Annotated in this window: 19 protein-coding genes; 12 read left to right on the top strand and 7 right to left on the bottom strand. The window is 72.2% G+C overall.

The genetic code is table 11. The annotated features are described in order from the left end of the window. Positions 1-40: 40 nt before the first annotated feature. Positions 41-1,885, bottom strand: a complete 1,845-nt coding sequence (locus ACNKF0_RS10755; RefSeq protein ID WP_416958250.1) for an ABC transporter ATP-binding protein — start codon at positions 1,883-1,885, stop codon at positions 41-43. Positions 1,886-1,968: 83 nt separating this feature from the next. On the opposite strand from ACNKF0_RS10755, the gene ACNKF0_RS10760 reads away from it, so the two are divergent. Genes ACNKF0_RS10760 through ACNKF0_RS10770 form a run of 3 tightly spaced genes read left to right on the top strand, consistent with a single transcriptional unit; the run spans position 1,969 to position 4,356 of the window. Further along, positions 1,969-2,400: a MarR family winged helix-turn-helix transcriptional regulator gene (locus tag ACNKF0_RS10760; RefSeq protein ID WP_416958253.1), complete on the top strand. Its 432-nt coding sequence runs from the start codon at positions 1,969-1,971 to the stop codon at positions 2,398-2,400. After that, positions 2,397-2,993 (top strand): dephospho-CoA kinase, encoded by a 597-nt coding sequence (gene coaE, locus ACNKF0_RS10765; protein WP_416958256.1) that lies wholly within the window; start codon positions 2,397-2,399, stop codon positions 2,991-2,993. Before ACNKF0_RS10760 ends, coaE begins: the two co-directional genes overlap by 4 nt. 40 nt (positions 2,994-3,033) lie before the next feature. After that, complete coding sequence (locus ACNKF0_RS10770) at positions 3,034-4,356, top strand: glycoside hydrolase family 3 protein (protein WP_416958258.1); 1,323 nt, start codon at positions 3,034-3,036, stop codon at positions 4,354-4,356. Between the two features lie 182 nt (positions 4,357-4,538). Here ACNKF0_RS10770 and ACNKF0_RS10775 read toward each other — a convergent pair whose 3' ends face one another. Then, positions 4,539-5,501, bottom strand: a complete 963-nt coding sequence (locus ACNKF0_RS10775) for a sigma-70 family RNA polymerase sigma factor (RefSeq protein ID WP_299929760.1) — start codon at positions 5,499-5,501, stop codon at positions 4,539-4,541. Between the two features lie 659 nt (positions 5,502-6,160). Next, positions 6,161-7,462, bottom strand: coding sequence for a DNA polymerase IV (locus tag ACNKF0_RS10780; protein WP_416958261.1), 1,302 nt, complete (start codon positions 7,460-7,462; stop codon positions 6,161-6,163). A 190-nt stretch (positions 7,463-7,652) separates the two neighbouring features. On the opposite strand from ACNKF0_RS10780, the gene ACNKF0_RS10785 reads away from it, so the two are divergent. Together ACNKF0_RS10785 and ACNKF0_RS10790 are read left to right on the top strand one after the other, a co-directional pair. Next, positions 7,653-8,660, top strand: a complete 1,008-nt coding sequence (locus tag ACNKF0_RS10785; RefSeq protein WP_416958263.1) for a DUF4192 family protein — start codon at positions 7,653-7,655, stop codon at positions 8,658-8,660. A gap of 53 nt (positions 8,661-8,713) precedes the next feature. Continuing rightward, positions 8,714-10,177 (top strand): glutamate-cysteine ligase family protein, encoded by a 1,464-nt coding sequence (locus ACNKF0_RS10790; RefSeq protein WP_416958265.1) that lies wholly within the window; start codon positions 8,714-8,716, stop codon positions 10,175-10,177. A gap of 18 nt (positions 10,178-10,195) precedes the next feature. On the opposite strand, the gene ACNKF0_RS10795 is transcribed toward ACNKF0_RS10790, so the two are convergent. Next, on the bottom strand, positions 10,196-10,651 hold the full coding sequence (locus ACNKF0_RS10795; RefSeq protein WP_416958267.1) for a hypothetical protein: 456 nt from the start codon (positions 10,649-10,651) through the stop codon (positions 10,196-10,198). Between the two features lie 124 nt (positions 10,652-10,775). Between ACNKF0_RS10795 and ACNKF0_RS10800 the strand changes: the two genes are divergently transcribed. The 4 genes from ACNKF0_RS10800 (at position 10,776) to ACNKF0_RS10815 (ending at position 14,602) form a co-directional block, all read left to right on the top strand. Beyond that, positions 10,776-11,177 carry a universal stress protein gene (locus ACNKF0_RS10800; protein WP_299929747.1) on the top strand — a complete coding sequence of 134 codons (402 nt, stop codon included), beginning with the start codon at positions 10,776-10,778 and terminating at the stop codon, positions 11,175-11,177. 73 nt (positions 11,178-11,250) lie between these two features. Beyond that, positions 11,251-11,817 carry an HhH-GPD-type base excision DNA repair protein gene (locus tag ACNKF0_RS10805; protein ID WP_299929744.1) on the top strand — a complete coding sequence of 189 codons (567 nt, stop codon included), beginning with the start codon at positions 11,251-11,253 and terminating at the stop codon, positions 11,815-11,817. Positions 11,818-11,970: 153 nt separating this feature from the next. Then, positions 11,971-13,458, top strand: a complete 1,488-nt coding sequence (locus ACNKF0_RS10810) for an RNA polymerase sigma factor (RefSeq protein ID WP_416958270.1) — start codon at positions 11,971-11,973, stop codon at positions 13,456-13,458. A 103-nt stretch (positions 13,459-13,561) separates the two neighbouring features. Next, positions 13,562-14,602: a M28 family metallopeptidase gene (locus ACNKF0_RS10815; protein WP_416958272.1), complete on the top strand. Its 1,041-nt coding sequence runs from the start codon at positions 13,562-13,564 to the stop codon at positions 14,600-14,602. Positions 14,603-14,608: 6 nt separating this feature from the next. Here ACNKF0_RS10815 and ACNKF0_RS10820 read toward each other — a convergent pair whose 3' ends face one another. After that, positions 14,609-15,742 (bottom strand): CapA family protein, encoded by a 1,134-nt coding sequence (locus ACNKF0_RS10820; protein WP_416958274.1) that lies wholly within the window; start codon positions 15,740-15,742, stop codon positions 14,609-14,611. A gap of 81 nt (positions 15,743-15,823) precedes the next feature. Here ACNKF0_RS10820 and ACNKF0_RS10825 point away from each other — a divergent pair, with 81 nt between their 5' ends. Next, positions 15,824-16,369, top strand: a complete 546-nt coding sequence (locus ACNKF0_RS10825) for a hypothetical protein (RefSeq protein ID WP_299929735.1) — start codon at positions 15,824-15,826, stop codon at positions 16,367-16,369. Between the two features lie 30 nt (positions 16,370-16,399). Here the strand turns inward: ACNKF0_RS10825 and ACNKF0_RS10830 are convergent, their stop codons facing one another. Continuing rightward, positions 16,400-16,876 (bottom strand): DUF456 domain-containing protein, encoded by a 477-nt coding sequence (locus ACNKF0_RS10830; protein ID WP_416958276.1) that lies wholly within the window; start codon positions 16,874-16,876, stop codon positions 16,400-16,402. A gap of 106 nt (positions 16,877-16,982) precedes the next feature. After that, the gene (locus tag ACNKF0_RS10835; RefSeq protein ID WP_299929729.1) at positions 16,983-17,228 is read right to left on the bottom strand and encodes a DUF7455 domain-containing protein; all 246 of its coding nucleotides are present in this window, start codon (positions 17,226-17,228) and stop codon (positions 16,983-16,985) included. Between the two features lie 235 nt (positions 17,229-17,463). Between ACNKF0_RS10835 and ACNKF0_RS10840 the strand changes: the two genes are divergently transcribed. Together ACNKF0_RS10840 and ACNKF0_RS10845 are read left to right on the top strand one after the other, a co-directional pair. Next, positions 17,464-19,536, top strand: a complete 2,073-nt coding sequence (locus ACNKF0_RS10840; protein WP_416958278.1) for a DNA gyrase/topoisomerase IV subunit B — start codon at positions 17,464-17,466, stop codon at positions 19,534-19,536. After that, positions 19,536-20,060: a GNAT family N-acetyltransferase gene (locus ACNKF0_RS10845; protein ID WP_416958280.1), complete on the top strand. Its 525-nt coding sequence runs from the start codon at positions 19,536-19,538 to the stop codon at positions 20,058-20,060. Before ACNKF0_RS10840 ends, ACNKF0_RS10845 begins: the two co-directional genes overlap by 1 nt. Positions 20,061-20,142: the final 82 nt, after the last annotated feature.

Here is a 20,142-nt window from a genome sequence, read left to right on the forward strand (position 1 = left end):
CGTCAGGGTCGTCGACCGGGCGCTTCCTGCCCGTCCGGGGTCAGGCGGCCGCGGGCTCCGCGCCGAGCCCGCCGCGGACGAGGTCGGCGTAGCGACCGCCCTGCAGCAGGAGCTCCTCGTGGGTGCCGAGCTCAACGACGCGCCCCGCGTGGAGCACCGCGATCTGGTCGGCGTCGCGGACGGTGGACAGGCGGTGGGCGATCGTGATCGTCGTACGGCTCCGGGTCACCTCGTCGAGCGTGGCCAGGATGGCGCGCTCGGTCTCGTTGTCGAGAGCACTCGTGGCCTCGTCGAGGACGAGTACGGCCGGGTCGCGCAGCAGGGTGCGGGCGATGGCCAGCCGTTGCTGCTCGCCGCCGGAGAACCGGTGCCCGCGTGAGCCGACGACGGTGTCGTAGCCATCGGGAAGAGAGGCGATCAGGTCGTGGATGCGTGCGGTGCGGCAGGCCTGCTCGATCTCGGCGTCGGTGGCCTCCGGGCGGGCGTGGCGCAGGTTGTCCCGGACGCTCGCATGCATCAGGTAGGTCTCCTGGGTGACCACGCCGACGACGGCGGCCAGGTCGCCGGCGGCGAGGTCGCGGACGTCGACCCCGTCCACGAGCACCCGGCCCGACGTCACGTCGTGCAGCCGGGGCACGAGCGCGGCGAGGGTCGACTTGCCGCTGCCTGTCTCGCCCACCAGGGCGAGCGTGCCGCCCGCGGGCACGACGAGGTCGACCTCGGACAGCACGGCGCGCTCGCCGTCGTACGAGAAGCCGACCCGCTCGAAGCGGACCTCGCCGCGCACGCGGTGCCGGTCGATCCGGACGGGCTCGTCGGGCTCGCCGATCTCGACGGGGAGGTCGGCGTACTCGAAGATCCGGCTGAAGAGCGCCAGCGAGGCGGTGAGGTCGACCCCGACGTTGAGCAGCCCCATGAGCGGACGGAACAGCGTGCCCTGCAGCGCGACGAAGGCCACGAGCGTGCCGATCGTCATCCCGCCCGAGGTGGCCGGGAAGCCGGCGGCGAGGTAGATCGCGGCCGGGACGGCGGCGAAGACGACGTTCATCGTCGCCATCCGCCAGCGACCGGCGAGACGGGAGCGGATCTCGAGGCCGACGAGGTCGGAGGAGGTCTCCTCGAACCGCGCGGTCAGGCGCGGGGAGGCGCCGAGGGTCTTGGTGAGCAGCACGCCGCTGACCGAGAGGCCCTCCTCGATCTGGACGTGGAGGTCGGCGAGGCGCCGCTGGCGCTCGCCGGTGATCCGGTGCCGCATCCGGGCGACCTGGCGGGTGAGCAGGACGGCAGGTGGCAGCACCACGAGCGAGATCAGGGCGAGGCGCCAGCTCAGCGCGACCATGGCGACGGCCGTGCCGACGACCACGGTGACGTTGGCGGCGATCGACGTCGCCGTCTGGGTGACGACGCCCTGCATGCTGCCGATGTCGTTGACCAGGCGCGACTGCACCTCACCGCCGCGGGTGCGGGTGAAGAAGTCGAGCGACTGTCGCTGGAGGTGGGCGAACAGGTCGCTCCGCAGGCGGTGCATGACGCGCTGGCCCATCGCGGTGGACAGCCAGGTCTGCACGACGCCGATCACTGCTGTCGCGACGGCGACGCCGATCATGGCGCCGACCAGGAGCAGCAGCAGGCTCACGTCCTGGCGGGGGAGCGCCTCGTCGATGACGTGCCGGACGAGGAACGGCTGGGCGAGCCCGACGAGCGAGCTCAGCACGATGAGCGCGACCACGACGGTCAGGGTCGCGCGGTGCGGGGTGAAGAGGCCGGCGATGCGGCGCAGGGACACGGGGGAGTCCGCGAGCTGCCGCAGGTCGGCAGGATCGGGGCGACCGCCGCGGGAGCGGCTGCCCCGGGAGTCCGGACGGGAGTCGGGGTGGTCAGTCATCCGACCAGCTCCTCTCGGTGTGCGAAAGTAGTGAGGTAGCCTCACTGTGAGGTTGCAACCCAGAGACAGGTGGAGGTATTCCCGTGGACCGAACGAGCGCACCCGAGCCCACGACCGGCGACCTGGTCATGGCGCTTGCGCGACGCGTGCGACGTGCCCACGTCGAGGCGCTCGCCGCATGGGACGTCACCCCGTCGCAGGCGAGGGCGCTGCGCGTGCTGGGCGGCGCCGACGCGATGCGTCCCTCGGCCCTCGCCGAGGCTCTGCGGATCGCTCCCCGGTCCGCCACCGAGCTGGCCGACGCGCTCGAGGAGCGGGGCTGGGTGCGGCGCGAGCCCGACCCCACCGACCGCCGGGCCACCCGCCTGGTGCCCACCGAGGACGGTCGTCGGCTGCTGGCGCAGGTCGACGACGTACGCCGCGACGCGTCGCAGCGGGTCCTCGACGTGCTCACGCCCGCCCAGCGTCGTACGCTCCACGAGATCCTGGCCGTCGTCGTGGGGGAGGACCTGTGACCGTTCGTGTCGGCCTGACCGGCGGCATCGCCTCGGGCAAGAGCACGGTCTCGGCGATCCTCGCCGAGCTGGGCGCCGTCGTCATCGACGCCGACCTGATCGCCCGCGAGGTCGTGGCGCGCGGGACGCCGGGTCTGGCCGCCGTGGTCGAGGAGTTCGGGGCGGAGGTCCTCACGCCAGAGGGCGACCTCGACCGGGCCGCCATGGGCGCCCTCGTCTTCGCCGACCCCGACGCGCGCCGCCGGCTCGAGGCGATCATCCACCCGCTGGTGCACCGGCGCAGCGCCGAGCTGGAGGCGGACGCACCGGAGCACGCGGTCGTGGTCCACGACATCCCCCTGCTGGCCGAGGTCGGGCGGGCCGGGTCCTTCGACGCGGTCGTCGTGGTCGACGCCCCCGCGGAGCTGCAGGTGCAGCGGATGGTCGAGGACCGAGGCTGGACCCGCGAGGAGGCCGAGTCCCGCATCGCGGCGCAGGCGACCCGCGAGCAGCGACGGGCGATCGCCACGCACGTGGTCGACAACACCGGCTCGCTCGACGACCTGCGGCGACAGGTGGAGGCGATCCACGAGGAGCTGGCCCGCCGGGCCTGACGTTTCCGGCTCGTGGGCCTCGGCCGGGTAACCTCCCCGCGTGCTCTCGATCCGACCCCGCCTGGCCGTGATCGCGACCGGTGTCCTGTTCGTGAGCGGGTGCGCCGGTCTCGGCCAGGCGCCCGACGACGCTGAGCCGGGCACGTCGAGCCCCTCGTCATCGGCGTCGACGACGCAGTCCGCCGAGCCGGCCGAGCCGGAGGCAGAGGCGACCGAGGACCCCGACGCGCCGACGTCGTGGGGCCCGACGACGGGCGAGCTCGCTCAGGCCCAGGAGCTCGTCGCCGGCTGGAGCTCCGAGCAGCTCGCCGGAGGAGTCATCGTCGGACGCTTCCACGGCACCGACCCGCAGGAGCCGGCCCGCATGGTGCGCGACCTGCACCTCGCGGGCGTCTCGGTGACCGGCGCCAACGTCCTCGACCGCGACCAGGTGCTGGCGATGACCGCGGCGATCACCGAGGCCGCTCGCGCCGACAGCCGCGACCACCCACCGGTCATCGGCGTCGACCAGGAGGGCGGCTACGTCTCACACCTGCGCGGCATCGCCACCGACTTCCCGCACTTCCAGTCGGCCGGGCTCGCCATCGCTGCGGACGCCCGCGCCGGCCGCCGGGTCACCCGCGCCGCGGCCCTCGCGACGGGCCTCGAGCTGCGTGACCTCGGCTTCACGTGGGTCTTCGCCCCCGTCGCCGACGTCACCATCGGCGCCGCCGACCCCACCATCGGGGCGCGGTCGCCCTCGCAGGACCCACGTCTGGCCTCGCAGGCGGTCGGGGCTGCGATCAAGGGCTACGACGACGCGGGTGTCGTGTCGACGGTCAAGCACTTCCCCGGCCACGGCGGCGCGACCAGCGACAGCCACGACACCCTCCCGGTGCTCGACTCGACGCTCGCCGAGCTCGAGGCGCACGACCTGCCGCCCTTCGAGTCCGCGTTCCGCCAGCAGGCGCCGGCGGTGATGCTGAGCCACCTCGACCTGACCGAGATCGCGCCGGGAGTGCCGGCCAGCATGGCGCCCGAGGTGTACGACCTGCTGCGCGACGACCTCGGCTTCGAGGGCGTCACCATCACCGACTCGCTCGGCATGGGCGCCGTCGGCGGCCGGCCCACCCCGGCCCTCCAGGCGCTGCAGGCCGGCGCGGACCTGCTCCTGATGCCGGTCGACACCGCGACCACGCACCAGATCGTCGTCGACGCCATCGACTCCGGACTGGTCTCCCGCGCCCGCGTGGAGGAGGCGGCTGCCCGGGTGGTGGCGGTCCAGCTCTGGCAGGCGCGGGTGGCAGCACGACGGCCCGTCCCCGCCGACGTGGTCGAGCGCGCACAGGCCGCGAGCGCGGACCTGGAGTCCGCGGCGTACTGATCGGGGTTGGCAGCGCCCCCATCGGGCGTCGAGCGGTGCGTGACGCAGGTCCTGGGCGCTCAGAAGGTGTCTCACGCACCGCTCGGGGGCGCGGCGGGCTTCGGCGGGGCTAGGCGGGGGACATGACAAGACCGCCGGGCGTGGGCCCGGCGGTCTCGCGGTGGCGCACTGAGCGCCCGGGGTCAGGCAGCCAGGTCGGGGTCGCCCGCGCGGCGGAGCTTCTGCAGCGCCTCGCGCTCGAGCTGGCGGACCCGCTCGGCGGAGATGCCGTGGCGGGCACCGATGTCGGCGAGCTTGTGCTGGCGACCGTCCGCCAGGCCGTAGCGGGCGCGGACGATGTCGGCGGAGCGCTCGTCGAGGATCGCGACGAGGTCGTCGAGCCGCTGGCGGGCCTCCGCGTCGAGGACGTTGAGATCCGGTCCGGGCGCGGTCTCCTGCGCCATCAGGTCACCCAGCGAGGTGTCGCCGTCCTCGTCGACGGGCGTGTCCAGCGAGACGTGGTCGCGGCCCCAGCTCATCAGGTCGAGCACCCGGTCGAGGTCCATCCCGAGCTCGGTGGCGATCTCCTGCGGCTCCGGGTCGCGGCCGAGCTGGCGCTCGAGCGTGCGCCGGGCGCTGCCGACCTGGTTGAGCTCCTCGACGACGTGCACGGGGAGGCGTACGACGCGCGCCTGCTGCGCGATCCCGCGGGTGATGGCCTGGCGGACCCACCACGTGGCGTAGGTCGAGAACTTGTAGCCCTTGGTGTAGTCGAACTTCTCGACCGCACGGATCAGGCCGGTGTTGCCCTCCTGGATGAGGTCGAGCATCGGCATCTGCGAACGGCCGTACTTGCGCGCGATGGACACCACCAGGCGGAGGTTCGCCTCGATGAAGCGGTCGACGGCGAGCCGGCCCTGCTCGGCGAGCCACTCGAGCTCGGCCTCGTTGGCGCTCATCGGCGCACCGCCCTTGCGGCGACCGACGCGGCCGGTGTCGAGGAGGTGCTGGGCCAGCAGGCCCGCCTCGATCGTCTTGGACAGCTCGACCTCGGTCTCGGCGTCGAGGAGCGGGGTGCGAGCGATCTCGTCGAGGTAGAGGCCGACGCTGTCGCGGCCCTCGATCTCACGAGTGGTGGTGGTGCGCTTGGCCTGTGCGGTGCTCATCTCGTCCTCCTGCTCTCGTGCGACCACCCCTGTGTCGCACATCTGTTCCAACGCCGGTGTCCGTCGCGGGATTCCCCGCCTCGGATGTGGTGCCTTCACCTGCCTTGACGAGCCAGTACCCACCGGAGTTGCATGTTCGTCCAACTCTCAGGGACTTCTCAGGGGTTGGCCCTGAGGACCGCGTCCGCGCAGGGCCCCCGGCGGCCCGGTACCGACGTGACGCGCGGGTCCTCCACAGGCTGGGTCTGCAGCTGTGGAGGGACGCACCCGGGTTGTGGAGCAGTGACCGACTTCTGTGGGGAACCCTGTGGGACTGCCGGTTTGTCCAGCCGAACCCTTGCGTGCGCTCGACCGGAGGACATAGAACTCTCCTACCGATCCCGCTCCGGCGGGGTCGGGGATCGGATCGGACGAACAGCTCCACACGGCGACTTGCTCGCCGCGCAGGCCCGGTGGCGGGGACTGTGGGAGCCGGGAGGCCGGTGCGGTGGATCGGACGTCACCACCCCGATCACATCGAGGGGCTCCTGATGCTCATACCATCGGGAGCCCCTCACCTGTGTGCACCCACGAGGCTGCCAAAGGTCGGGGAGCGGTCGCAACTCCCGCGGGTCGACGTGCCGGTGGCCGGCGGCCGACGAGACGGCGTACGGCGTGCGTCAGTCCTCGGCCGGTGGCTCGAAGCGGCGCAGGGCCGGGTCGTCGGCGCGGAAGCTGCGCACCGGGCCGGGTGGGGTGTCGGCGGTCTCGAAGCGCACGGTCACGACCCCGGCGCCGGAGCCCCACACCCAGCCCGCACCCATCTCGTCGTGCACGACGTCGGCGCCAGGTGGCCAGGTGCGTCGCGGCGGCTCGGGGATCACCACCTCGACCTCCTCGTCCTCTCCGCTCTCGCCGAAGAGGTCCTCCTGCACCCAGTCCGCGAGCCCGGACACGCCGACACCCAGGAGCCGTACGCCGCCGGTGGTGTCGAGGTCCGCCAGCAGCGCGCGGGCGACCCGGGCGATGGTCGCGCCGTCGTCGGTCGGGCTCGTGAGCGTGCTCGACCGACTGAGCGTGGTGAAGTCGTAGAGGCGGACCTTGATGGTGACGGTCCGACCGGAGTGTCCGTTCTTGCGCATGCGCGTGCCCACCTCGCGCGCCTGCCGCGTCAGCAGGCCCTCCATCAGCCTCCGGTCGGTGAGGTCGGAGTCATAGGTGCCCTCGACGCTGATCGACTTCGCCTCCCGCTCGGCGACGACCGGGCGCGAGTCCTGGGCCCGTGCCAGCTGCCACAGCCCGTGCCCCTGCGCCTGGCCGAGCAGTCGCACCAGCTCGTCCTCGCTGACCGCCTCGAGCTCGGCGACGGTGTGGATGCCGGCGCGACGCAGGCGCTCGGCGGTGGCGGGGCCGACGCCGGGGATCACCTTCACCTTCATCGGCCGGAGCAGGTCGAGCTCGGTGCCGGGAGGAACCACGGTCATGCCGTCGGGCTTGTCGAGCTCGCTGGCGACCTTGGCGAGGAACTTCGACGACGCGATGCCGACCGTCGCGGTGAGCCCGCCCGTGACCTCCTGCACGCGTCGCCGCAGCTCGGCACCGGCCGCGGTGACGGTGTCGACCTCGAGGTCGGGCAGGCCGGCGGCGGCGAGGTCGACGAACGCCTCGTCCAGCGAGAGCGGCTCGACGAGGGGGGAGAGGTCGCGGAGCACCTGCATGACCTGCTTGCTGGTCGCGCGGTAGGCGTGGAAACGGCCGCTCAGGAACGCCGCGTGCGGGCAGCGCGCCCGCGCCTCGCGCCCGGACATCGCGGACCCCACGCCGTAGCGGCGCGCCTCGTACGACGCCGTGGACACCACGCCCCGGCCGCCGGTGCCGCCGACGATCACCGGCTTGCCCCGCAGTGATGGCTTGTCGCGCTGCTCGACGGCGGCGAAGAAGGCGTCCAGGTCCAGGTGGAGGATCGACGCGGTGTCGCGCATCAGCCGGTCGGGCCGGGAGCGGGCAGCAGCGTCACAGCCTCATCCTCCCGCATCGGGGTGGGCGGCCGGGGAGCGCTCCGCCCCGGCCGCACGCCACGAACCGTCCACAGGCGACCCGAACCGCCGCTTCTCCACAGGTCGATGCCTGGCCGAGCGTGGAGGGTCGGTGCTGCCGGGAAGCGTCGTGGTCATGGAACCCCACGAGCTCGTCCCCGTCCCCCCGTCCACCACCCCTCCCTCGCCGTCCGGCGGCCCCACCACGCTGCGCGTGCGCACGCCGGGCGACGTCGCCGCCTTCGTGCCCCTTGCGATGGGCTTCGTGCCGCAGCGTTCGGTCGTCGTCGTGAGCGTCGGTGCCTCCGGCGGCATGCACGCCCGCGTCGACCTACCCCACGACCCCGACGACGTCGACGACGTGGTCGAGGCGCTCCTGCGGCCGGCCAGGCGCAACGGTGTGCGCGACGTCGTCGTCGTGGTCTACGACGACGACACGACGGTCGCCGACGAGGCGGCCTGGTCGGTCCACGAGGAGTTCACCGCGGCCGGGATCGCCGTGCGCGAGGTGCTGCGCGTCCACGACGACCACTGGTACGCCGTGCTGCCGGGCGCTCCGCTCGCCGCCTACCGGGGCGTCCGGTTCACCCTCGCCGAGCACCCGTTCACGGCGCAGGCGGTCTTCGAGGGGCGGGTGACCCACGCCAGCCGCGAGGAGCTGCGCGAGACCCTCGCGCCCGACCTGGCGGCGGTGGGACGGAGCGGGCCCCTCCTGGCGGACGCGACGCCGCTGCCCGCGGGTGGCCTGCGGGCACTGGTACGTCGCCACCTCGGCGACCGGACCACCTTCTCGGCTCCCGAGCTGGCGGCTGTCGCAGTGACGGTGCGCACGGGTGAGCGTCGCGACGAGGCGTGGGTGTGGCTCGACCGCGCGGACGCCCGCGGTGCCGTGGAGCTCTGGTCCGACGCGGTGCGCCGGCTGCCCGCGACCCACGTCGCCGGTGCCGCTGCCGTCCTGGCGTTCGCGGCGTGGCTCGTCGGGGACGGCGCGCTGTCGTGGTGTGCGGTCGACCGGTGCCGCGAGAGCGAGCCGGCCCACTCGCTGGCCGGCCTCGTGGTCCAGCTGCTGGAATCGGCGACCCCGCCGGACGCGTGGGCGACCCTGCAGCCCGGGCTCGACGCGAGCGGCGACCCGGCGGCGTGAGACCAGCCCTCCGGACGGTTCCCGCGCGGTGCCGCCGTGACTAGGGTGCCGTCATGGGTGAAGAGGTCGACCAGCAGGAGTTCAGTCGAGCCGACCGGACGCGCCACCGCGAGAAGGTGCGCCGCAACCTCGACGTGTTCGCCCGCATGCTGCGCGAGGCTGCGTTCGAGACCGACGACCCGATGACCGGCCTCGAGATGGAGCTCAACCTCATCGACGACGCGGGCGACCCGGCCCTGAAGAACGCCGAGGTCCTCGAGGCCATCGCCGACCCTGACTTCCAGACCGAGCTCGGCCAGTTCAACATCGAGATCAACGTGGCCCCGGCCAAGCTGCGTGAGGGTGGCCTCTCCAAGTTCGAGGACAGCCTGCGTCGCTCGCTCAACTACGCCGAGGAGAAGGGCTCGAAGGTCGGAGCGCACCAGGTGATGATCGGGATCCTCCCGACCCTCGCCGAGGGCCACATGAACGTGTCCTCCCTGAGCTCCAACCCGCGCTACAAGCTGCTCTCGGAGCAGATCCTCGCCGCTCGGGGCGAGGACATCACGATCAGCATCTCTGGCAAGGAGCGCCTCACCACGACCGCGGACTCGATCGTCCCGGAGGCTGCCTGCACCAGCACCCAGTTCCACGTGCAGACCTCGCCCGACCAGTTCGCCGCCCACTGGAACGCCGCCCAGGCGATCGCGGGCGTGCAGCTGGCTGTGTCGGCCAACTCGCCCTACCTGCTCGGCAAGGAGCTCTGGCGCGAGACCCGCATCCCGCTCTTCGAGCAGGCCACCGACACCCGCAGCGAGGAGCTCAAGGCCCAGGGCGTCCGGCCGCGGGTGTGGTTCGGCGAGCGGTGGATCACCTCGGTGTTCGACCTGTTCGAGGAGAACGTCCGCTACTTCCCCGCACTGCTCCCGGTGACCGACGACGAGGACCCGCTCGAGGTGCTCGAGTCCGGCGGCACGCCCGCCCTCCACGAGCTCAAGCTCCACAACGGCACGATCTACCGCTGGAACCGTCCGGTCTACGACATCTCGCAGGGCATTCCCCACCTGCGCGTGGAGAACCGGCTGCTCGCCGCCGGCCCGACCGTCGCCGACACGATCGCCAACGCCGCGCTCTGGTTCGGGCTGGTCCGCTACCTCGTCGAGAGCGAGCGGCCGCTGTGGTCGCAGATGTCGTTCTCCGCAGCCGAGGAGAACTTCCACGTCGCCGCCCAGATGGGCGTCGACGCGCAGGTCTACTGGCCGGGCCTCGGCCAGGTCCGGGCCACCGAGCTGGTGCTGCGACGGCTGCTCCCCATGGCGCGCGCCGGCCTCGACTCCTGGGGGGTCCCGTCCGAGGAGAGCGACCGCTACCTCGGCATCATCGAGCAGCGCTGCCAGACCGAGGCCAGCGGTGCGGGGTGGTTCGTCGACCGCGTCCGCGAGCGTGGGGGAGTGGACCGCTACGACGCCCTCCGGGCCACGCTCCTCGACTACCGCGAGCGGATGCACACCAACGAGCCCGTCCACACCTGGGACTGACCTCCGCCGCCTGCGCTGTCAGGTGCGGGACCCCACCGGTCGGGGTCGCAGCCGGCGCCACTCCCGGCGTACGTCGCTGACCGGGTCGAACCACCCGCGCCTGGTCACGACGACCAGGCCGACGGGCATACCCAACGCGCGAGCGGCCCAGGCGGCGGGCCCGAGCCAGCGCAGGTCGTCGTCGTGCGGGGTGAGCTGGCCCGGACGGGTCAGCCACAACGCGGGGCGGGGGACGAGGGCGGACGAGGCCCGCAGCAGCGCGAGGACGACGTCGGCCCGCAGCCCGGCGTCGGGCAGGGGCGGGTCCTCGACGTGCCGGACGCTGCGTCCCGGCACCCCGGCGTGGACCGCGACCGGGAAGCGGCGTCGGCCCTCGCTCTCGACCAGCTCGAGCGTGGCCGCTCGCAGGACGGCGTGCGTGTGCTGGTCGACGGGCGCCTGAAGTGAGGGTTGGGGCGCGAGCGGTGGGGCCACCCCTCCAGCCTGCCCCAGTGCGGAGCATCCGACCCACCCCTCCACAGGCTGCCCAAGGACTGTGGTTTCCGTTACGGTGCCAGCAGGCCAGCGGCGAGGCGTCGTGGCCACGAGAGGAGACACCATGGGCACCGTCGTCGTCGGGTACGTCCCCAAGCCGGAGGGTGAAGCGGCTCTCGAAGCCGGCATCAACGAGGCGAAGCTGCGCGGCAGCAAGCTGGTCGTGGTGAACTCCCACCGGGGAGGCCAGGAGTTCGACGGTTCGGCTGCCCGCTCCTCCGAGGACGACCTGACCGGGATCCAGAAGCGGCTCCAGGAGGCCGGCGTCGAGCACGACGTGCGCCAGCTCGTGCGGGGCTTCGAGCCTGCCGAGGACCTGATCAGCATCGCCGAGGCCAACGGTGCGGAGCTGCTCGTGATCGGCCTGCGACGCCGCTCGCCCGTCGGCAAGCTCATCCTGGGCAGCAACGCCCAGCGCGTTCTCCTCGACGCCCCGTGCCCGGTCCTGGCGGTCAAGGCGCAGTAGCAGCTCCCTGACCTCGAGCGGTTCGCGCGCGTGCGCGAGCCGCGGCGCGGCGTCCGTCGGGCAGGATGGCCCCATGGGCTTCCAGATCACGGGCGACCCCGCCGCCGACAAGGTTCTCGACGACTCCGCGTTCGCGCTGCTGGCGGGCATGATGCTCGACCAGCAGTACCCGATGGAGCACGCCTTCCGCGGGCCGGCCAAGGTCCTGGACCGCTTCGGCACGGTCGAGCCCGAGGCGATCGCGGCGGCCGACCCGGAGGAGTTCGCGGCCATGGCCTCCACCCCGCCGGCGATCCACCGCTTCCCGGGCTCCATGGCGGCGCGGCTGCAGGAGCTGGCTCGCATCGTGGAGGAGACCTACGGCGGCGACGCGTCGCGGCTCTGGACCGAGGCCGCCGACGGCAAGGACCTGCTCAAGCGGGTGATGGCGCTGCCGGGGTTCGGCAAGCAGAAGGCGCAGATCTTCGTCGCTCTCCTCGCCAAGCAGCTCGACGTACGACCCGAGGGTTGGGAGGCCGTCGTCGGTGACTATGCCCTCGAGGGGCACCGCTCCGTCGCCGACGTCGTGGACGCCGAGTCGCTGCAGAAGGTGCGCGACTTCAAGAAGGCCAAGAAGGCCGCCGCGAAGGCCACGGACTGACCTCGAGTGCCGCCCGGGCGTGCCGACGGTCGTGGACACGCGCCGAGGGGAGCCGGATGTCGGACCATCTGGACGGCCGTGGCAGAATGACCGCGCGGCTCTTGACGTCACCGGGCCTCGCCGCGCCCCGAAGCTGTTCGACGAGAGGTGTTCGTGTCCTCACACGCACGCAAGTTGCTCCCCGCAGAGGTGCTCACGCACCCCTCCATCGCTGCCCTGGTCGCCGGCGCTGCCCCCACCGGCACCGTGTCCCCCGAGGACGTACGGCGCGCCAGTGAGGAGGCCGGGGTCGAGCCCCGGCACCTGAAGGCGCTGCTGGTGCACCTCAGCGGCCTCGGGATCTCGGTGCAGATCGACGCCGCAGGAATGCGCGCGGTCGCCGCCACGAGCAAGCGGGCCGCGACGTCGTCCGCTGCGAAGAAGGCCCCGGCGAAGAAGGCGGCCGCCAAGAAGGCCACCGCCTCTCCCGCCGCCAAGACCGCGGCACCGGCGAAGAAGGCGGCTGCCAAGAAGGCTGCGTCGTCCACCGGCGACGAGGTCGTCGACCTCGGCACCGTCGAGGCGCCGGTGATCGGCCCGGACGGCAAGAAGGTCCTGCCCGACATCCCCGACGCCGAGTTCGAGAAGGACGTCGCCAAGGACCCGACGATCAAGGAGGACGAGAAGCAGGCCTTCACCGTCTCCGCGGCCGACGAGACCGACGAGCCGGAGCAGCAGGTCATGGTCGCCGGTGCGACCGCCGACCCGGTCAAGGACTACCTCAAGCAGATCGGCAAGGTCCCGCTCCTCAACGCCGAGATGGAGGTCGAGCTCGCCAAGCGGATCGAGGCCGGCCTGTTCTCGGAGGAGAAGCTCGCCAAGGGCGGCCGGATCAGCCCGAAGATGCTCGAGGAGTACGAGTGGATCGCCGAGGACGGGCGCCGGGCGAAGAACCACCTGCTCGAGGCCAACCTGCGACTCGTCGTCTCGCTGGCCAAGCGCTACACCGGTCGCGGCATGCTCTTCCTCGACCTGATCCAGGAGGGCAACCTCGGCCTGATCCGTGCGGTCGAGAAGTTCGACTACACCAAGGGCTACAAGTTCTCGACCTACGCCACGTGGTGGATCCGTCAGGCCATCACCCGCGCGATGGCCGACCAGGCCCGGACCATCCGCATCCCGGTGCACATGGTCGAGGTCATCAACAAGCTCGCTCGCGTGCAGCGGCAGATGCTCCAGGACCTGGGCCGTGAGCCCACCCCGGAGGAGCTCGCCAAGGAGCTCGACATGACCCCCGAGAAGGTCATCGAGGTCCAGAAGTACGGCCGTGAGCCGATCTCGCTCCACACCCCGCTCGGCGAGGACGGCGACTCCGAGTTCGGTGACCTCATCGAGGACTCCGAGGCCATCGTCCCCGCGGACGCGGTGTCGTTCACGCTGCTCCAGGAGCAGCTGCACGCGGTGCTCGACACGCTCTCCGAGCGCGAGGCCGGCGTGGTCTCGATGCGGTTCGGCCTCACCGACGGCCAGCCGAAGACCCTCGACGAGATCGGCAAGGTCTACGGCGTGACCCGCGAGCGGATCCGTCAGATCGAGTCGAAGACGATGTCCAAGCTGCGCCACCCGAGCCGGTCGCAGGTCCTGCGCGACTACCTCGACTGAGCGCTCGCTCACCTCGCAGCTGACGAGCAGCGTCGCCCTCCGGGGCGGCGCTGCTCGTCATTTCGACGTCGCCGGCCGTGGCCGGGGCTGGCAGGGTGGGGGCGTGACGACGGGGCGCGCTGGTCGACGGTGGGCGGGGGCTGCAGCCTTCGCGCTGCTGGTGACGGGCGGGTGCTCGACGGAGCAGCCGGAGCCTGAGGAGCCCGGAGCGGCGGCCGACGGCACGGGCGGGGGGACCACGCCGCCCGACGAGGAGCCGGCCGACGAGCCAGGTGAGGAGCCGACCGGATCGCCCCCGTCGGCGCCGGAGACGCCCGAGGAGACCGCAGACGAGCCGCTGTCCGCGGACGACGTCGACCGGACGGTCGCGGTGCGGGCGGTGCGCCACCTCGCCGGGCGGATCGGTCCGCGCGAGGCAACGGGGGAGGCGTACGCGCGAGCTGCCCGCTGGGTCTCCGCGGAGCTGTCGCGGCTCGGCTACGAGGTCGAGCGGCAGCGCGTGGACGTGCCGGCGGGGGAGTCGTGGGGCGTCGCCGTCCCGGCCGGGCGTTCGGTCAACGTGGTCGCCACCCCGCCCGGCTTCGACCCGACCGAGCCGCACCTCGTCGTCGGCGCCCACCTCGACACGGTGCCGCAGGCGCCGGGTGCGGAGGACAACGCCTCGGGTGTCGGGGCGATGCTCTCAGTCGCCGAGGCGGCGTCGCAGCGCACCACCCGCCTCCCGACGGTGTACGTCGCCTTCGGTGCCGAGGAGCCTCGCGGCGCTCCAGAGGACCACCACTACGGGTCGCGACGCTACGTCGCCGCGATGCAGCCCGCCGAACGTCGCGCGGTGCGGGCCATGGTGTCGCTGGACCGGGTCGGTGTGGGTGACCGGGTCCCCGTCGGCTCCGCGTACGACACCGACCCGGTGCAGCAGACGCTGCTGGCAGCGGCCCGCCGTGCGGGCGCCGCGACCGTGGCGGAGGGCGGCCAGCGCAGCAGCGACCACTGGTCCTTCGTCCGTGCCGGCCTGCCGGGCGCGCGGCTCGGGTCGACGCCGTACGCCGGCTACCACTCGGCCGGCGACGTGCTCGCGGTCGTGTCAGCGGCGCAGCTCGAGCGGGTGGGCCGGATCGTCGCTGCGTGGCTGGCTCCGCGCTGAGGCCCGTCAGCCCAGCCCGGCGCACTCCCGCAGCGCCACCCGCTGATCGCGTGACGCCGCCGCTGCCGCACCGCTGTCGGGGGCGGCGAGCCCGTCCGCGCCGATGGTCGCGGGCCACCAGCGGGATGCGGTGACCTCCGCCCTTCCTGCCGGCGCGCGCGGCGGACGGACCGTGAGGGTGAGCACACCGGTGGGCCCGGGGGAGTACCACGCGAAGTTGCCCAGCCCGTAGGCGACGTAGCCGGGTCCGAGCCGACCGTCGCCCTGGAGCTCGTGGGCATGGCTGCCCGCCACGACGTCGGCGCCGGCCCCGACGAGCCGACGCGCCAGCAGGCGCTGGTCGTCGGACGGGCACTGCTCGCCCTGCACGCCCCAGTGGAGGTGGACGACCACGACGTCGGCGGTGCGGTCGGCCCGGCGGACCTCGCGGAGCAGACGTCGGGGGTCCAGCGCACCGGCGACGCCGGACCTGTCCGGACCGGCATTCCATGCAGCAGTGGGGTCCGCGGTCGGGTCCTGGTCGGCCGCCGACGCGGCCAGGACAGCCACCCGCGTGCCGTCCACGTCGGTGACCGCCGGGGTGAAGGCCTCGTCCTCGTCGGCACCGATCCCGACCACGGCCAGCGGCGGGTCCGCGGCGGCTGCGCGTCGGGCCGCCCGCAGCGTCGAGGCAAGCCGGTCCCGGCCGAAGTCGACCGCGTGGTTGTTGGCCATGCTCGCCACGTCGATGCCTGCTGCGGCGAGGGCCGTGAACGCCGACGCACCGGCGGAGAACGTGAACCGCTTCCCCGCTTCGGGACGCCCGCCCGAGCCGACGGAGGTCTCGAGGTTGACGATCGCCAGGTCCGCCTCGGCAAGCGCCGTGGACGCGGGCGCCAGAGCGGTGGCCGGGTCGCGCAGGCGCGGGGCGAGCACCCCCTCGAAGTGGATGTCGCCGGCGACCGCGAGGCGCACCGGGGAGGGACGCCGCTCGCGCGGGGTCGGGGCGGTCGAGGTCTCGGGAGCCGATCCCGTCGGGGCCCGGGACTGCGGCGGCGGGGGCGGTGCCTCCGATCGGCTGCAGCCCGCGAGGACGGCGCACGCCAGGAGCACCAGCACCGTGCCGGAGCGGCGTACGCTCCTGCGCCCGGCCGCCATCATGGTGCCATCGTGCCACCGGAGACCCGGCCACCTCCGGAAGTAGGTGGACGCGACAGGGGTGGACGGTGACACACTCGATGCATGAGAACTCGGATCTCACTCATCGCCGTCCCTGCCCTCGCGCTCGGCGCCCTCACGGCCGCTCCGGCGCACGCGGAGTACTACAGCACCAGCGACCCGGCCGACGCGAGTGCCTCGCTCACCGACATCCGTGCGCTGCGTGCGAAGCACGGAGCCGCCAACGTGCTGGTCAAGGTGCGCTTCCGCGACCTGACGCGCTCGAGCGCTGCAGCGGTGTCGGTCTTCCTCGACACCGACCGCGGCACCAAGGGTCCTGAGTACGTCCTCAGCAGCGGGCTCAACGACGGCACCGACTACGTCCTCACCGAAGCGCGAGGGTGGCGCGGAAGCGACGAGCGGGTCGACTGCCCCTACGACGCGCGGCTGCGGTGGGGCGCCAAGAACACGTTCCGCGTGCGCATCAGCCGGGAGTGCTTGGACAAGCCCGACTCGGTGCGGGTGTCGGTCAAGATGATCGACCAGGCCGATGGCTCCCACCCGGTTGTCGACTGGTCCCCCGAACGCCGCAGGTGGAGCCTGCCGATCGAGTCGGGCCTCGGCGTCTGATCGCGAGGACCGGCGGCCGCGCCCCGGCCCTCAGGTGGCGGCGACGCCGGCCGCCCACGCGACCGCGGCGAGGAAGGCCGCGACGAGCTCGATCATGATCGACACGCCCACGGCGCGCAGCGCCCCCTTGGTCGAGGGCCACGCCAGCGCGCCGCCGACGCGCGCCCGCTCCGCGACGTAGACGCCGAGGACGAACCCGATGAACATCCCGATGACCGGGACCACGAAGAAGCCGACGAAGGCCAGCACGCCCCCCGCGACGAGCGTCCGCGTCGGCACGCCGGCGGCCTTGAGGTGACGTCCGGGGACGAGGTACTTCACGACCGACCCGACGACGAGGAACAGCGTGGCGACGGCGAACACCGCCCAGCCGGTCGACGTACCGATCTCGAGGGCCCACACCAGGATCGCGGCGAGCACCAGGATCGTGCCCGGCAGGACGGGGACGATGATGCCTGCGATGCCGACGGCGATCGCGAGGGCGACGAGGATCTCGAGGGCGCTCACGGGGCACAGCCTCCCAGACGGCGTACGCGCGGACGGGTGGGGACGCAGAACGGCCCCGGAGAGCGTGTCCGGGGCCGTTCGGGAGTCGGTGGTGGTCGGTGGTGTCTCAGGCCTCGCTACCCGCGGACGGGGTGTCGAGCTTGTGCGTCTCGTCGTGGACGGTCGCAGCGACCTCGCGGAGCTTCTCGCCGTGCTCACGAGCGTGGTGGGCGCAGAACAGCAGCTCGCCGCCGGTCTGGAGCTCCACCCGCAGGTAGGCCTGGGCGCCGCAGCGGTCGCAGCGGTCACCAGCCGTGAGTACGGCTTGGGTGGGTGCGGTGGCAGTGGTCACGTCAGCCTCATTTCTGTTCATCGGTGTCTGGCCCAACGTAGCCAGTGGGGCAAAGATTCCCTGCTGCTGTTTCAGGTACGAGAACTCATCAAGTCAATCACGTCACACTCTCCCTCGCTGGCGTTGTCCTCAAGCGTGGACGAGCCGTTGCGGAAGTGATACCTGTCCGGTGCCCCACGCTAGACCTGTGCATGCATGGCTCTGGGCAGGCGTGCCTCCGTCGGCGTCCGGCGTGTCGCAGGTAGGTTCTTCCCTTGTGGCAGCACCGGCAGACAACACCTACAACGCCGCACACCTCCTCGTCCTCGAGGGGCTCGACGCGGTCCGCAAGCGACCGGGCATGTACATCGGCTCGACCGACACGCGCGGGCTGATGCACTGCCTCTGGGAGATCATCGACAACGGCGTGGACGAGGCCCTGGCCGGGGTCGCGCACCGCGTCGAGGTCACGCTCCACGACGACGGCTCCGTCGAGGTGTACGACGACGGGCGCGGCATCCCGACCGACAAGGAGCCCAAGACAGGCCTGTCGGGCGTCGAGGTGGTCGCCACCAAGCTCCACGCCGGTGGCAAGTTCGGCGGCGGTTCCTACGTCGCCACGGGTGGCCTGCACGGCGTGGGCCTGTCGGTGGTCAACGCGCTGTCTGCCCGGATGGACATCGACGTCGACCGCTCGCCCTCCCAGCAGGGCCTGTCCTTCCAGCGGGGCGTGCCCGGCGTCTTCGACGGCGACGGGCCCGGTGCGTCGTTCACGCCGCAGTCCGGCCTGTCCCGCAAGGGCAAGCGGGTCGCCAAGGGGAAGACCGGCACCCGGATCCGCTTCTGGCCCGACCGGCAGATCTTCACCAAGGACGCACGGTTCGAGATGGACGGCCTGATCGGCCGCGCCCGCCAGACGTCCTACATCGTCCCCGGCCTCGAGCTCGTCATCCGCGACCAGCGCACCGAGGAGATGGTCGAGGAGAAGTTCCGCCACGACGGTGGCATCGCGGAGTTCGTCGAGTTCCTCTCGCACGGCGAGCCGGTCACCGACATCCTGCGCCTGCAGGGCACCGACACCTTCACCGAGACGGTGCCGCTGCTCGACGACAAGGGCCACATGACACCGCAGGAGGTCGAGCGCGAGCTCACCGTCGACGTCGCGGTGCGGTGGGACACGGCGTACGACACCGAGCTTCGCTCGTTCGTCAACGTGATCGCCACGCCCAAGGGCGGGACCCACGTGGGTGGCTTCGAGGCCGCCCTCACCAAGACCTTCAACGACGCCATGCGCGGCGCCAAGGTGCTCAAGGCCGCCGACACCGACGTCATCAAGGACGACGTCATGGAGGGCCTGACGGCGGTGGTGACCGTGCGCCTGGCCGAGCCGCAGTTCGAGGGCCAGACCAAGGAGATCCTCGGTACGCCGGCCGCGCGCGGCGTCGTACGCAAGGTGGTGGCGGGCGAGCTCAAGGCGTTCCTCACCTCGACCAAGCGCGCCGAGAAGGCGCAGGCCAAGCTGCTGATGGAGAAGGTCGCGGGCGCGTCGAAGACCCGGCTCGCCGCGCGCCAGCACAAGGAGAACCAGCGCCGCAAGAACGCCCTCGAGTCCTCGGCGCTGCCGGCGAAGCTCTTCGACTGCCGCAGCACCGACACCGAGCGCACCGAGCTCTTCATCGTCGAGGGCGATTCGGCGATGGGCACGGCCAAGGCCGCCCGGAGCAGCGAGTTCCAGGCGCTGCTGCCGATCCGCGGCAAGATCCTCAACGTCCAGAAGGCCACCGTCGGCGACATGCTCAAGAACGCCGAGTGCGCCTCGATCATCCAGGTCGTCGGCGCCGGCTCGGGTCGTACGTTCGACCTCGAGGCGGCCCGCTACGGCCGGATCATCCTGATGGCCGACGCGGACTCCGACGGCGCACACATCCGGTGCCTGCTCGCCACCCTGTTCTTCAAGTACATGCCCGAGCTGGTGCGTGACGGGCGGCTCTTCTCGGCCGTGCCGCCGCTGCACCGCATCGAGCTGTCCAACCCGAAGAAGGGCATGGACAAGTACATCTACACCTATTCCGACGACGAGCTGCAGCGCAAGCTCGCGGAGCTGAAGAAGAAGAACGTGCGCTGGAAGGACCCGGTCCAGCGCTACAAGGGCCTCGGCGAGATGGACGCCGACCAGCTGGCCGAGACCACCATGGACCCCCGCCACCGCACGCTCCGCAAGCTCACCATCGACGACGTCGACGAGGCGAGCAAGGTCTTCGACCTGCTGATGGGCTCCGACGTCGCCCCGCGCAAGGAGTTCATCGTGCAGGGCGCCTACGAGGTCGACGTGGAGATGCTCGACGCCTGATGTCCGACATCGACGTGGCAGTCGTCGAGCAGGTTGCGGAGAGCGTGGTACTCGATGAGCTGTGGCCGCTCTACCGCACCGTCTTCGAGGACTTCGACGACCTCGACACGTGGCGCCACCAGGTGTGGGACCGGCATTCGGCGCGGTCGGGATTTCGTCTCGCGCTCGCTCGCACCCATGGACGGCTCATCGGGTTCGGCTACGGCTACACGGGCGAGCACGGTCAGTGGTGGACCGACACCGCGGCCACGGTGCTCCACCCCGATGTCGCTTCCGACTGGCTGGGAGGGCACTTCGAGCTGGTGAGCATCGGTGTCGCAGAGTCCGCACGTGGCGCGAGCGTCGGACGGCGTCTCCTGACCGCCCTCACAGACGGCCTCAGCCACCACCGCTGGGTTCTCATGACCTCGTCGGATCCCGAGGACCCGGCCCGGCGCTTGTACCGCTCGAGTGGCTGGGCCGTGATCGGTCCCGGGTTCTCGGCCGACCGCATCATCATGGGGCGCTCATGGCCGGCAACGTGACCTGACACCAGCGGCCCGCTGGCGGAGAGCCGGGCCCCGGGCGAGCACCATGCAGGCAGTTCGCAACGGATCTCGGCTGGCT

This window comes from Nocardioides sp. T5 (assembly GCF_048161455.1).
GTDB lineage: Bacteria > Actinomycetota > Actinomycetes > Propionibacteriales > Nocardioidaceae > Nocardioides.